13 protein-coding genes are annotated in these 13,479 nt (G+C 64.3%); 9 read left to right on the plus strand and 4 right to left on the minus strand.

Annotated elements, in window-relative coordinates; translation table 11 throughout:
* Positions 1 to 26 precede the first annotated feature (26 nt).
* The 3 genes from U6115_RS02865 to U6115_RS02875 all read right to left on the minus strand — a co-directional run bounded on the left by U6115_RS02865 (position 27) and on the right by U6115_RS02875 (position 3,248).
* Entirely contained in the window at positions 27 to 1,088 is a 1,062-nt protein-coding gene (locus tag U6115_RS02865; RefSeq protein ID WP_052258218.1) for a ferritin-like domain-containing protein, read from the minus strand.
* Between the two features lie 198 nt (positions 1,089 to 1,286).
* Entirely contained in the window at positions 1,287 to 2,129 is an 843-nt protein-coding gene (gene asd / locus U6115_RS02870) for an archaetidylserine decarboxylase (protein ID WP_043578328.1), read from the minus strand.
* Between the two features lie 120 nt (positions 2,130 to 2,249).
* A complete protein-coding gene (locus tag U6115_RS02875; protein WP_080509358.1) occupies positions 2,250 to 3,248 on the minus strand; it encodes a DUF2860 family protein in 999 nt (332 codons plus the stop codon).
* 349 nt (positions 3,249 to 3,597) lie between these two features.
* Between U6115_RS02875 and U6115_RS02880 the strand changes: the two genes are divergently transcribed.
* Positions 3,598 to 5,385, plus strand: a complete 1,788-nt coding sequence (locus tag U6115_RS02880; protein ID WP_043578335.1) for a 2-isopropylmalate synthase — start codon at positions 3,598 to 3,600, stop codon at positions 5,383 to 5,385.
* Positions 5,386 to 5,614: 229 nt separating this feature from the next.
* Here the strand turns inward: U6115_RS02880 and U6115_RS02885 are convergent, their stop codons facing one another.
* Entirely contained in the window at positions 5,615 to 6,058 is a 444-nt protein-coding gene (locus U6115_RS02885) for a hypothetical protein (RefSeq protein ID WP_043578338.1), read from the minus strand.
* Positions 6,059 to 6,169: 111 nt separating this feature from the next.
* Here U6115_RS02885 and U6115_RS02890 point away from each other — a divergent pair, with 111 nt between their 5' ends.
* From U6115_RS02890 to U6115_RS02925, 8 genes are all read left to right on the plus strand, one after another.
* Entirely contained in the window at positions 6,170 to 7,168 is a 999-nt protein-coding gene (locus U6115_RS02890; protein WP_101527480.1) for a S66 family peptidase, read from the plus strand.
* Positions 7,169 to 7,220: 52 nt separating this feature from the next.
* Positions 7,221 to 7,847, plus strand: coding sequence for a dethiobiotin synthase (gene bioD / locus U6115_RS02895; protein WP_043578344.1), 627 nt, complete (start codon positions 7,221 to 7,223; stop codon positions 7,845 to 7,847).
* Positions 7,848 to 7,923: 76 nt separating this feature from the next.
* Positions 7,924 to 8,751, plus strand: coding sequence for a class D beta-lactamase (gene blaOXA, locus U6115_RS02900; RefSeq protein ID WP_043578348.1), 828 nt, complete (start codon positions 7,924 to 7,926; stop codon positions 8,749 to 8,751).
* 352 nt (positions 8,752 to 9,103) lie between these two features.
* Entirely contained in the window at positions 9,104 to 10,219 is a 1,116-nt protein-coding gene (coxB, locus tag U6115_RS02905) for a cytochrome c oxidase subunit II (protein WP_043578353.1), read from the plus strand.
* A gap of 9 nt (positions 10,220 to 10,228) precedes the next feature.
* Complete coding sequence (gene ctaD, locus U6115_RS02910) at positions 10,229 to 11,863, plus strand: cytochrome c oxidase subunit I (protein WP_043578356.1); 1,635 nt, start codon at positions 10,229 to 10,231, stop codon at positions 11,861 to 11,863.
* 10 nt (positions 11,864 to 11,873) lie between these two features.
* A complete protein-coding gene (locus U6115_RS02915; protein ID WP_043578361.1) occupies positions 11,874 to 12,422 on the plus strand; it encodes a cytochrome c oxidase assembly protein in 549 nt (182 codons plus the stop codon).
* Positions 12,419 to 12,595, plus strand: a complete 177-nt coding sequence (locus U6115_RS02920; protein WP_076098003.1) for a DUF2970 domain-containing protein — start codon at positions 12,419 to 12,421, stop codon at positions 12,593 to 12,595. Before U6115_RS02915 ends, U6115_RS02920 begins: the two co-directional genes overlap by 4 nt.
* Before the next feature lie 9 nt (positions 12,596 to 12,604).
* Positions 12,605 to 13,477: a cytochrome c oxidase subunit 3 gene (locus U6115_RS02925; protein ID WP_326912745.1), complete on the plus strand. Its 873-nt coding sequence runs from the start codon at positions 12,605 to 12,607 to the stop codon at positions 13,475 to 13,477.
* Positions 13,478 to 13,479: the final 2 nt, after the last annotated feature.

Below are 13,479 nucleotides of genomic sequence, written 5' to 3' on the forward strand. Positions count from 1 at the left end.
TTTTTTCATGGCGGCGGCTGGCCGGCTCACTCGCTGGGAAAGGCCGGCACCGCGCCGGTTTGCCAGACCGCGGTGATCAGGTTCTGCAGATTGAACATGCTGTTGTAGAAGCTGCCCGGCATTTGCTGATTGGGCTGCGCGGTGTTGAAGCCGGTTTGCAGTTGCGCCATGAAGGCGCGGAAGCCGGCCTGCAATTGGCGCTGGGCCGTTTCCTGCTCCGCCAGTTGTTGCTTGTCGGGGCGGGGAATCAGCGGGTAGACGGCGGGAATCCAGGGGGTGAGCCCCAGGCGCAGGATGTCGAGGATTTCATTGAATTTCAGGAAATGGCTCTGCGCCGGATCGAAATCGCTGGGGTCGTAATTGGCCGGATTTTCCGCCGGCGGCTGGTCGCGCGGCGGGATTTCCGCGGTGGCGCGGTTGCCTTCGCCTTGTTTGACGATGGCCTGCATCGCCGCCAGCGCCTGCTCCAGGCTGTTGATGGTTTGGCTGAAACCGGCGCCGTGCTGGTTTTTCTGCGCGTAGTCGGTGAAGTTGGCCTGTTGCTTGGTGTTGGCGGCCGCGCCGACGTACAGGTCTTTCCACTGCACCTTGACGGCGATTTCCAGCGCCTGGTACAGCTCGCCTATCGAGTTGTAGCGGGTTTGCTTGTTCCAGTCCGGCTTGCCGGGCGGCTCGGGCAACTCGATCACACAGAACAGCTTGAGCTGGTTGATGTCCAGCGGCCCCAGCTTGACTTGATAGCCGGCGTATTGCGGCGGCACGTCGGGTTTGAGGAAGGGAATGCCCTCGGTTTCTTCATAGCTGGGGAATGGATATCGCGGCGCGTAGCCCAGCGCGTTGCACAGATTGGAAATCAGCTCCAGGTGCAGCATTTCCTGGATCACCACGCTTTCGATCAGCTTGGCCACGCCCGGATAGGCCTGCTGATCGTCGGCGTTCAAGCCCTGCATCGAATACAGGGTGGTCAGGTACAGCGGGATGGTCCACAGCTCCACGTCCACCGCGGCCTGCAGATTGTCGTACAGCTCCTGCTGACTCCAGGTGGCGGGGTTGTGGATGGTTTTGCGCAAAACATCGGTGATGTGCATGGCTGCCTCCGGCGTTGATCGATTGCCGACCCGGCGGCATGAGCCGGGCGTGCCTTGTCATTTTTGGATAGGCAATCAAGTATTCCTACTTGATAGTTATTTTTACGTAAGCAGGAACGCAGTTCGCGGATGACAGGGACGTGGCAGGGCTGCCGGGCGCAAAAAAAACGGCGCTGGCGCGCCGTTGTGGATGTTGGCTCAGTCGGCCATTTTCTCGCCCAGCCGCACCGGGCTGGCGGGCTGCCATTGCGGGTTGAAGCGCAGCGGGCCGGCCGGGTACAGCAGCACCACGGTGGAGCCGAGCAGGAAGCGGCCCATTTCCTCGCCCTTGGCCAGGCGGATGTCCTGGCTGCGGTAATCCCATTTCTCCAGCGCCGGCCGGCGCGGCGGGTTGACCACGCCGTGCCAGACGGTGGCCATGCTGCCGACGATGGTGGCGCCCACCAGCACCATCACGAACGGCTGCCCCTGCTCGTCCTCGAACAGGCACACCACGCGCTCGTTGCGCGCGAACAGCCTATCCACGCCGCGGGCGGTGGCCGGGTTCACCGAGTACAGCTCGCCCGGCACGTAAGTCATTTCCAGCAGCCGGCCGGCGCAGGGCATGTGGATGCGGTGGTAGTCGCGCGGGCTGAGGTAGATGGTGGCGAAGTGGCCGTCGGCGAAGCGGGCGGCCAGTTCGGCGTCGCCGGCCAAGAGCGCGGTGGCGCTGTAGTCGCGGCCCTTGGCCTGGAAGATGCGGCCGTTGTCTATCGCCCCCAACTGGCTGACCGCGCCGTCCACCGGGCAGACCTGTCGCGCGTCGGCGAGCGGGCGGACGCCGGGCTTGAGCGCGCGGGTGAAGAAATCGTTGAAGCTGGCGTAGGACGCCGGGTCGCTGTTTTGCGCTTCGCTCATGTCCACGTTGTAACGGGCGATGAAGCGGCGGATCAGCGCGGTGGTCAGGCTGCCGCCCTTCCAGCCGGCGACGCATCCCGCGAAACGGGTGAGGGCCAGCTTGGGCATCACGTGCTGGGACAATACAAACAGGCGCTCGGACACGGGCGTTCTCAAAATATTTAATGTAAACGGCGGATTATAACGCATGGCGTTGCGCATTGCCGGTTTGAGGCGGGGCGCGGCCGCAGTCCGGACTGGCGCCGGGCTGCGGCCGGTAGCGGGTCAGAAGCGGTAGCCGATGCCGACGTTGAGCGCGCGGGCCTGGGCGTCGAAGAAGCTGATGTCGGAATTGGACTGGCCATACACGCCGCTGACGAAGGCCGACCAGGCCTTGGCGCCGAACAGCTGCTTGCGGGTGTAGGTGGCGGTCAGCAGGTAGTCGTCGCTGTCGGCCTTGCGTCCGGCGAAAATCGGATTGCCGGCCTGGTAGCCGGTGCGGGCGATGGCCAGCGCGGCGCTCAGCTCATTGAGGTCGCCCTTGTAGGCATAGGCCAGTTGCAGGCCGCTGCGGGTGGTGCTCATCGCCTTGCCGTCCAGATCGTTGCGGACATAAATCAACGCCGGACTCAGGCTTTGCTGTCCGGCCGGATCCAGTTTCAGCGTGTAAGCGAGCTGCGCGCCGTATTGCTTGCCGTTGCGGTCGAGCAGGGCCTGGTTCGCCGCCGACAGCCCCAGGTTCTGCCCGCTTTGCTCCTGGTTCATCTTGACCTTGCCGTAGCTGAAGCTGGCGCTGAACGGCGTTTCCATGATGCCGTGCCAGCCGAACGCGAAGCCGTAGGTTTTCAGCTTGTCGTCGCTGCGCTCGGTATTCAGCGCGTAGGGGTCGCGCCAGACGCTGGCCTGGTCGTATTTCAGCGCGGCAGATAGGGTGCCGGCGCCCGGCAGCGTCTGGCGCACGCCGGCTTGCAGGCCGCCGCCCTCGCCCAGCGTAGCCAGCGGCTCCACGCTCAGGAACAGCTGGGTGCCGCTGCCGGGCAGCGCGTAGCGCAGGTTGGCGGACGGCACGCCGGTGACGTAATGCTGCGTTGCCGGGGATGAATTCAGGCTGGAAATCGAACGCTGGTCATCGCTGGGGGTTTTGAAGAAATTGGTTTCCACCCGGTAATAGCCGACGCCCAAGCCCAGCGATCCGGAAAAACCGCCGCCGGTCTGGCCGTCGTTTCCTTCCGCGCAGGCCATCAGCGGCATTCCCATCAGTACAAGGCAGGCAAGCTTTCGCATCGATCAGTCTCTATGAGTTGGTATGGGCGGCGCAGCATCCGGCGGGCCGGCTGCTACCAGTCGTTAAACATAATGTTTTTGATAATCAAATGCTAATTGAATTCATGTTGCGGCGCAATTGTCGAGACGGCATGGCGCGCGGCGCCAGTCGAATCGGCTGTCCACGGGCGGAAGCGCTAACGGAGGCGGTGGTTTTCGATAGCTAATTGCCGATTTATTCTACTAAATGTCTAATTTGTGTAGTTTGGACATTGGGTGTGACGAATTTTACACAGAAATCTGGCATTAAATTTGACGACATGTCCTTCTCTGGTTAGTGTGGTGTAAAACATGCTGCAGGAGCACATCGATGCAAGTGGATATAGAACGACTGGTGGCGGACTTCGGCGGGCCGGGGCGGCTGGCGGATGAATTGAACCGGTTGTTCCCAGACGAGCAGGTGAGCCGGGCGGCGATATACAAATGGAGGGAACGCGGCAGCCTGCCGCTGGCGCAGCTGAGCCGACTGGCGCAGCTGGCCGCCGGCCAGGGCAGGCGCTTTGATTTCAACGACTATCTGGTCGGCGAGCCGGCACAGGGAGCAGGGAGAGCTATCAATATGGGCGATCGTCTTTACATCTTCGACACCACCTTGCGCGACGGCGAGCAGTCGCCGGGCGCATCGATGACCAAGGAAGAGAAAATCCGCATCGCGCGCCAGCTGGAGCGGCTGGGCGTGGACATCATCGAGGCCGGCTTCGCCGCCGCCAGCCCGGGCGACTTCGACGCCATCCATGCGATCGCCGAGGTGATCAAGGAATCCACCGTCTGTAGCCTGGCCCGCGCCAACGAGCGCGACGTGCGCGCCGCCGGCGAAGCCATCAAGCCGGCCGCGCGCGGCCGCATCCATACTTTCATCGCCACTAGCCCCATCCACATGGAAAAGAAGCTGCGGATGAGTCCGGACGAGGTGGTGGACGCGGCGGTGAAGGCGGTGAAGATCGCCCGCGAATACACCGACGACGTCGAGTTCTCCGCCGAGGACGCGCTGCGCTCCGACATCGACTTCCTGGCCCGCATCTTCGGCGAAGTGATCAAGGCCGGCGCCACCACGCTGAATGTGCCGGACACCGTCGGCTACGCTGTGCCGCGCCTGACCGAGGCTTTCTTCCGCGAGCTTATCGCCCGCACGCCGGGCGGCGACCGGGTGGTGTGGTCGGCGCATTGCCACAACGATCTGGGCATGGCGGTGGCCAACAGCCTGGCGGCGGTGCTGGGCGGCGCGCGCCAGGTGGAGTGCACCATCAACGGCCTGGGCGAGCGCGCCGGCAACGCCAGCCTGGAAGAAATCGTGATGGCGGTGAAGACCCGCCGCGACGTGTTCGGCGTCGACAGCGCGGTCGATGCCACCCAGATCGTGCCGGCATCCAAGCTGGTGTCCACCGTCACTGGCTACCCGGTGCAGCCGAACAAGGCCATCGTCGGCGCCAACGCCTTCGCCCACGAGTCCGGCATCCACCAGGACGGCGTGCTCAAGCACCGCGAAACCTATGAAATCATGTCGGCCGAGTCGGTGGGCTGGAGCGCCAACCGCCTGACGCTGGGCAAGTTGTCCGGCCGCAACGCCTTCAAGACCAAGCTGGCCGAGCTGGGCATCGTGCTGGACAGCGAAGAGGCGCTGAACGCCGCCTTCGCCCGCTTCAAGGAGCTGGCCGACAAGAAGCGCGAGATCTTCGACGAAGACCTGCACGCGCTGGTGTCGGACGAAATGGTGGCGATCGAGCAGGAGCATTACAAGTTCGTGTCGCTGCGCATCGCCACCGAAACCGGCGAGGCGCCGCAGGCCAGCATCGTGTTCGCCGAGAGCGGCCAGGAGCGCCATGCCGAATCCAGCGGCTCCGGCCCGGTGGACGCCGCGTTCAAGGCGATAGAAAGCATCGCCCACAGCGGCGCCGAGCTGCAGCTGTATTCGGTCAACGCCATCACCAAGGGCACCGAGTCGCAAGGCGAGGTCACCGTGCGCCTGCAGCAGGACGGCCGCATCGTCAACGGCCAGGGCGCCGACACCGACATCATCGTCGCCAGCGCCAAGGCCTATCTGTCGGCGCTGAACAAGCTCTCCAGCGAAGTGAAGGTGCACGCCCAGGCCATAGTCTGATTTTTCGATTTCCCGGCGCGGCAGCGCGGACCGGGGGAGGCGGCAAGGTTTTCCATCCCGTTCTTGTCGTTGCGCCCGCCGGCCCGCCCTGCCAGACCGAACAGGCTTTCACTCCATCCCGCGTGAAATCCGCAGGCCTATCCGGCCAACCTATTGCGCCACGGCTCACAAGGCAGACGGCACAGCGCCGACCCACGAGGTCGGCGTTGCCATGCCGCCGGCGCTGCCATCAGGTCGCCAATGCCGGCTGCGCCGCCTGCAGCAGCTTGCGGTAGCCGGCCATCCTCGCCCAGTGGATCACCCACAGCGCGATGGCGGGAATCACCGCGATCAGATTGGCGTAGGGCACGAAGCACAGCGCCAGCAGGATGGCCAGCGCCAGGCTGACGCCGGCGGCGCCGTCGCCGGGCAGGCCGCGTTGCGCCGCCTCCCGTTTCAGCGCGTTGGACAGCAGGATGATGTAGACCATGTACCAGATCACGCCGACGAAGGGGATCAGCGCCAGCCAGACCAGGCCGCCGGCCAGCGGCCGGTTGACCTCGCTGATCGCGTTCATCGTCTGGTGCAGCGTCAGGTAGTAGAAGATGCTGACCGCCAGCGCCAGCGCGCCCGCGACCACCAGCATCATGATGCCCATGCCGGCCAGCGTCGCGAAGGCTTCGTTTTCGTTCATATCCGGCTCCTCTCTGTCATAGATTAGTTGTGGAGCTTGATTCTTGCATGACGTTCGGGTTATTGCTTGTGGCTAGACCTAGGATTTATGCCACTATCCGGAGACAGCGCGATGCGTCATTTGCAGCCGGGCGATATGCTCGCCTGTTTCAGTCCTTCTTTTCCCATCACGGCGAGGCAGCCGGCGCGTTACCGGCGCGCGGTGGAGTTTGTCGGCAGGCAGGGATTGCGTTTCCTGCCCGGCGCGTTGACCGGCGCCGACGACGGCTACCGTTCCGGCAGCGCCCGCGAGCGGGCGGCGGAGTTCAATGCCTTGCTGCGCAACCCCGAGGTGCGTTGCATCATGTCCACCATTGGCGGCAGCAACAGCAATGCGATGCTGCCTTATCTGGACTATGACGCCTTCCGCCGCGATCCCAAGATCGTGGTCGGCTATTCCGACGCCACCGCGATCCTGCTGGCCCTGTATGCGAAAACCGGAGTCCCGACTTTTTATGGCCCTGCGCTGGTCGCGTCGCTGGGCGAGTTTCCGCCGCTGGTGGAGGAGACCTGGCGGGCTTTTGCAGCATTGGCGATGGGGGAGCCGTCCTATCCATACGCATTGCGGATGCCCGCGCATTGGAGCGATGAACGTCTGCCGTGGGAGAGCCAGGATCGGCCCAAGACGCTGCAAGCCAACCAGTGGCGCTGCATTCAACCTGGCCGCGCTGAGGGCCGCCTGATAGGCGGCAATCTCAATACGCTGTACGGCTTTCTCGCCAGCGAATATTTTCCGCCTATCCGCCAAGGGGACATCCTGTTGTTGGAGGATGGCCTGAAAGATGCGGCCACGGTGGAGAAGAACCTCGCCATGCTGAAGCTGGCCGGGATATTCGACAAAGCCGGCGCGGTTTTGCTGGGCAAGCATGAGGGTTTCGATGATTGCGGCACTGGCCGCAGACCGTCCGACATTCTGCTGGAGGTGCTGGATGGCCTGCCGCTGCCCATACTCGCCGACTTCGACTGCTGCCATACCCACCCGATGCTCACCCTGCCGCTGGGGGTGAATGTCAGGGTGGATGCGGGCGAATCGATGGTGGAAATACTGGAAGACTGGCGCGCGCTGGTGTAGAACTGCCGCTGTTTCGCCGTTTTCCGGCGGTTTCACCACAGGACATACCGCAATGAGCCAGGGCTATTTCATCACCGGCACCGATACCGAGATCGGCAAAACCCATTCCGCAGTCGAGCTGATCCGCCATTACCGGGGGCAAGGCAGATCGGTGCTGGCGATGAAGCCGGTGGCGTCCGGTTGCGAGATTTTGCCGGATGGCCGCTGGCATAACGACGATGTGGCGCGTTTGACCGCCGCCACTGGGCAAACCGATCTGGAGCTGATGAATCCCTACCGCTTTTTGCCGCCGGTGTCGCCGCACATCGCCGCGCGCCAGGCGGGAGTGGAGATCGACTTGGCGCGCATCCGCCAGCATTATGAGCAACTGGCGGCGCAGGCCGACATCGTGCTGGTCGAAGGCGCGGGCGGTTGGCTGGCGCCATTGACCGATGCGCTGTTCATGGAGGATTTGGCGCGGGATTTGGCCCTGCCGGTGATCCTGGTGGTGGGCATGCGGCTGGGATGCATCAACCACGCGTTGCTGACGGCGCGCGCCATCCAGGGCAGCGGCCTGGCGCTGGCCGGCTGGGTGGCCAATTGTCCGCAGCCGCGGCAGGCCGCGTATGACGAGAATCTGGAAACCCTCAAGCGCCATATCCCGGCGCCGATGCTGCTGGAAATCCCGTACCAGCCATGATTCGCCGCGGCGTCGGGAACATCCGCGCCGGCTGGCTGACAGATATCTACTCTGATCATCCGGACAAGGAAATTCAATGAAGCACCCGATCGCGCTGGCGGCAGGCTGGCTGGCAGCCGTCTGCGCCCTCGCGCCAGCCCAGGCCAAGACGATTTGCACGGCGGTGGCCGATGGCCACAGCGGCGCCATCCTGCTGCAGCAGGGCGATTGCCGCGATCGCGTCTCGCCGGCGTCCACATTCAAGATCCCGCTGGCGGTGATGGGATACGATGCCGGCTTTCTCAAGAGCGAGCATGCGCCGGCGCTGCCCTACCGCCAGGGTTATGTCGACTGGGGCGGCGAGGCGTGGCGGCAGGACACCGATCCGACGCGCTGGCTGAAATATTCGGTAGTGTGGTATTCGCAGCAGATCACCCACCGCCTGGGCGCCGAGGCGCTGGGCCGCTACGCGGGGGCATTCGGCTACGGCAATGCCGATTTCTCCGGCGATCCCGGCAAGAACAATGGCCTGGAGCGGGCTTGGATCGGCTCTTCGCTGAAAGTGTCGCCGTTGGAGCAAGTGGCTTTCCTCGACAATCTGCTGCACCACCGGCTGCCGGCCTCGCCAGAGGCGCAACGGTTGGCGCGCAGCATCGTCGAACAAACCGCGCTGCCCGGCGGCTGGAACGTGCGCGGCAAAACCGGCATGGCTTACCCCTGGCTGCGGAACGGCAAGCAGGATCTGGCGCACCCGTATGGCTGGTTCGTCGGCTGGGCCGAGCAGGGAGAGCGCCGGCTGATATTCGCCCGCCTGATCCAGGACGATGGCAAACTGCCGGGCACCCCAGGCGTGCGCTCGCGCGAGGCCTTTCTCAAGGAACTGCCCGCGCTGGCGGATGGGCTGGCCGACGGCAAGCGCCGCTGACCCCATGGCTAGGCGATGACGGCCGCTGTGCGACTCGCATCCGGCCTGTCACTCCGGCCAGCAGGCGCATGTTGGCGGGCCGCGTCCAAACGCGCCGCCGGATGGCCCGAGGCCTGGCATGCCGACGCGGCGGCGCGCGCCGCCCGGCGAATGGCTGTGCCGCAACGGGCCCGATCGGCTGCGGCGGCAGCGTTCAGGCCGCGGCTTATCCTCTTGTCCCGCGGCATTGCGCCGCGTCATGACAGCTTCTTGTTTTTCCTGACTTAGCTCCTACGATGAAAGCATGCCGGGCCTAACCGGCGGCTGTGCATGCATTTCATTGTGTCGGTCATTTGACCACCAGGGGGGCGACATGTCTTGTTTGCGCATTCTGTGCTGTTTGCTGCTGGCCGCGCAAAGCGCGGCGGCGGCGGAATTCAACCTGCAGGCGCCGGTCACCCCGCTGGCGCGCACCGAATACCATCTGCACACCCTGCTGCTGATCATCACCGGCGTCATCTTCGCCGTGGTGTTCCTGGTGATGCTGTACTCCATCATCCGCCACCGCAAGTCGGCCGGGCACCAGGCCAAGCAGTTCCACGAAAACACCACGGTGGAAATCATCTGGACCGTGGTGCCGCTGCTGATCCTGGTACTGATCGCCCTGCCCGCCACCCGGGCGGTGCTGGCCCAGAAAGGCACTCGCAACGAGGACATGACCATCAAGGTCACCGGCTACCAGTGGAAGTGGCGCTACGACTATCTGGATGACAACTTCGGCTTCGTCAGCCACTTGTCCACGCCGCGCGAGGCGATAGAGGGCAAGATCCCGCGGCCGGCCAATTACCTGCTGGAGGTGGACGAGCCGCTGGTGGTGCCGACCAACCGCAAGATCCGCCTGCTGCTGACCGCCAACGACGTCATCCACTCCTGGTGGGTGCCGCAGCTGGGCGTCAAGCAGGACGCGGTGCCCGGCTTCCTGCGCGACAGCTGGATGCTGATAGAACAGCCGGGCACCTACCGCGGCCAGTGTTCAGAACTGTGCGGCAAGGACCACGGCTTCATGCCCATCGTGGTGGTGGCCAAGTCGCCGGACGACTACGCCAAGTGGCGCGAGGCCAAGATCAAGCAGATGGCGGCCAGCGCCGACGATCCCAACAAGGTGTGGAAGCTGGAGGACCTGAAGGCCCGCGGCGAGAAGATCTACACCCAGAACTGCATTCCTTGCCATCAGGCCAACGGCAAGGGCATTCCCGGCACTTTCCCCGCGCTGGACGGCTCGCCCATCGCCACCGGCGACAAGGCCGCCCATATCGAGATCGTGCTGTTCGGCGGCAAGAAGAACCCGGCGATGGCGGCCTGGGGCAAGCAGCTGTCCGATACCGACATCGCGGCGGTGATCACCTACGAGCGCAACAGCTGGGGCAACCATACCGGCCAGGCGGTGCAGCCCAAAGAAGTGAAGGCCGCGCGCGGCAAAGCGGCATAAGGAGACGTCATGGCAATCGCAGAAACCACCCACGCCGGCGGCGCCCACCACGGCAAGCCGCACGGCATCGCGCGCTGGCTGATGGCCACCAACCACAAGGACATCGGCACGATGTACCTGTGGTTCTCCTTCACCATGTTCCTGTCCGGCGGCGTGCTGGCGCTGTGCATACGCGCCGAGTTGTTCAGCCCCGGCCTGCGCTTCTTCCAGCCGGAGCTGTTCAACCAGCTGACCACGCTGCACGGCCTGATCATGGTGTTCGGCGCCATCATGCCGGCCTTCACCGGCATGGCCAACTGGATGCTGCCGCTGATGATAGGCGCGCCGGACATGGCTTTCGCGCGGATGAACAACTGGAGCTTCTGGCTGTTGCCGCCGGCGGCGCTGCTGCTGCTCATGTCGTTCGCGGTGCCGGGCGGCGCGGCGGCAGCCGGCTGGACGCTGTACGCGCCCCTGTCCACCCAGATGGGTGTGGGGATGGATATGACCATCTTCGCCATCCACATTCTGGGTATCAGCTCCATCATGGGCTCGATCAACATCATCGTCACCATCCTCAACCTGCGGGCGCCGGGCATGACGATGATGAAGATGCCGATGTTCGCCTGGGCCAGCCTGATCACCGCCTATTTAATCATCGCGGTGATGCCGGTGCTGGCCGGGGTGGTGACCATGGTGCTGGCCGACCGCCACTTCGGCAGCCACTTCTTCAACGCCGCCGGCGGCGGCGACCCCATTCTCTACCAGCATGTGTTCTGGTTCTTCGGCCACCCCGAGGTCTACATCATGGCGCTGCCGGCCTTCGGCATCGTCAGCCAGGTGATTCCGACCTTCGCGCGCAAGCCCCTGTTCGGCTACACCTCGATGGTTTACGCCACCAGCTCCATCGGCGTGCTGTCGTTCATGGTGTGGGCGCACCACATGTTCGCCACCGGCATGCCGGCCACCGCCCAGCTGTTCTTCATGTACGCGACGATGCTGATCGCGGTGCCCACCGGGGTAAAGGTGTTCAACTGGATCGCCACCATGTGGGAAGGCAGCATGACGTTCGAGACGCCGATGCTGTTCTCCATCGGCTTCATCCTGCTGTTCACCATCGGCGGGCTGTCCGGCATCACCCTCAGCGTGGCGGCGGTGGACATCCAGCTGCACGCCAGCTACTACGTGGTGGCGCATTTCCACTATGTGCTGGTGGCCGGCGCGCTGTTCAGCCTGTTCTCCGCCATCTATTACTGGTTTCCCAAGATGAGCGGCCGGATGTACAGCGAGAGGCTGGGCAAGCTGCATTTCTGGTGGTCGATGATCTGGTTCAACGTCACCTTCTTCCCGATGCACTTCCTCGGGCTGGCGGGCATGCCGCGGCGGATTCCCGACTACGCGCTGCAGTTCACCGAATTCAACCAGATCGCCAGCGTCGGCGCCTTCATGTTCGGCCTGGGCCAGCTGATCTTCCTGTACAACATCCTGCATTCGCTGCGGCACGGCGCGGTCGCGCCGCAAAGGCCGTGGGAGGGCGCCAACACGCTGGAGTGGGAGCTGCCGACCCCGGCGCCCTACCACAGCTTCGAGCAGGCGCCCAAGCTCGAGGTCGGGGAGAACGGCGTGATCCTGTCCCACCTGCCAGGCGAGCCGCGCGCGCATTGAGGATGACGCAATGGACACGGCCGCCAGGACGCAGCGCCGCAACTTCCGCCTGATGGGGCGGTTGATGGTGATCGCCGCGCTGATGTTCGGCTTCGCCTGGGGCATGATTCCGCTGTACCGGATCGTCTGCGAGCAGACCGGCCTGAACGATGTGGTGAAGGCGGACGAGCTGTCCAGCGGCGACCTGGCGGCCGGCGGCGCCGAAGTCGACATGACCTTCGACGCCACGGTGCAGGCGGGCTTGCCATGGCAGGTCAGACCGCTGACCAGGCATCTGAAGGTCAAACCCGGCACCTTCGTCCAGGTGCAGTACCAGATCACCAATGCCAGCCCGCGCGAGGTGGTCGGCCAGGCGCTGCCGCGCTACCTGCCCGGCGAGGCCGCGCAGTATGTGAAGAAACTGGAGTGCTTCTGCTTCACCCAGCAGCGTTTCCTGCCGGGACAGACCCGCACCTTTCCGGTGGTGTTCGTGATCGACCGCAAGCTGCCGGCCTCGATCGCCAGCATCACGCTGGCTTACACCGTGTTCGATGTGCCGGGGCAGGGAGGCAAGTCATGAGCTGGGTGCAAGGAGTGCGGGCGGTGCTGGGCGCTTTCATCGGCGTGCGCAAGGGTTCCGCGGCCAGGGTGGATCAGATCTTGAAGCCGTGGCAGTTGATCGCGACGGCCCTGCTGCTGATGGCGGGGCTGATCGCGCTGTTGCTGTTGGTGGTGTCCTGGGTGACCAGCTAGGAGGAAGACATGTCAACTGAGCAAATGGCGTCCGTCGCCGAGCAGGACCGATATTTCGTGCCGCCGCCGTCGCGCTGGCCCATGGTGGGGGCGGTGGCGCTGTTCTTCATCGGCCTGGGCGCGGCTTTCGCGGTCAACGGCCTGCTGTTGGGCAAGCTGTCGCTGGGGCTGGGCTTCCTGATCCTAGTGTTCATGCTGGTGGGCTGGTTCGGCGATGTGATCCGCGAAAGCCGCCATGGCGTTTACCTAGGGCGCGAGGACATGTCCTTCCGCTGGGGGATGGGCTGGTTCATCTTTTCCGAGGTGATGTTCTTCGGCGCCTTCTTCGGCGCGCTGTTCTGGGTGCGTACGGTGTCGGTGCCGCTGCTGGGCTCGCTGGACTACAAGATGCTGTACCCGGACTTCCAGGCGTCGTGGCCGCTGGCCACCGGGCCGGGCATCACCGAGGCTTACCAGGCGATGGAGGCCTGGGGGCTGCCGGCGTTCAATACGCTGATCCTGCTCAGCTCCGGCGCCACCGTCACCTGGGCGCACTGGGGGCTGCTGCAAGGCAAGCGCGAGCAATTCAAGCTGGGATTGCTGCTGACGGTGCTGCTGGGCTTCTCTTTTCTGACGCTGCAGCTGCACGAGTACGGCCATGCGTTTTCCACGCTGCATCTGACGCTGGCTTCCGGCGCCTACGGCATGACCTTCTTCATGCTGACCGGCTTCCACGGCCTGCACGTGCTGCTGGGTTCCATCATCTTGCTGGTGGTGTGGTTGCGCGCGTTGAACGGGCATTTCGACGCCAGCCAGCATTTCGCCTTCGAGGCGGCCAGCTGGTACTGGCACTTCGTCGATGTGGTATGGCTGCTGCTGTTCATCTTCGTTTACTGGCTATGAAC

It is taken from the genome of Chromobacterium subtsugae (assembly GCF_035919665.1).
GTDB lineage: Bacteria > Pseudomonadota > Gammaproteobacteria > Burkholderiales > Chromobacteriaceae > Chromobacterium > Chromobacterium subtsugae.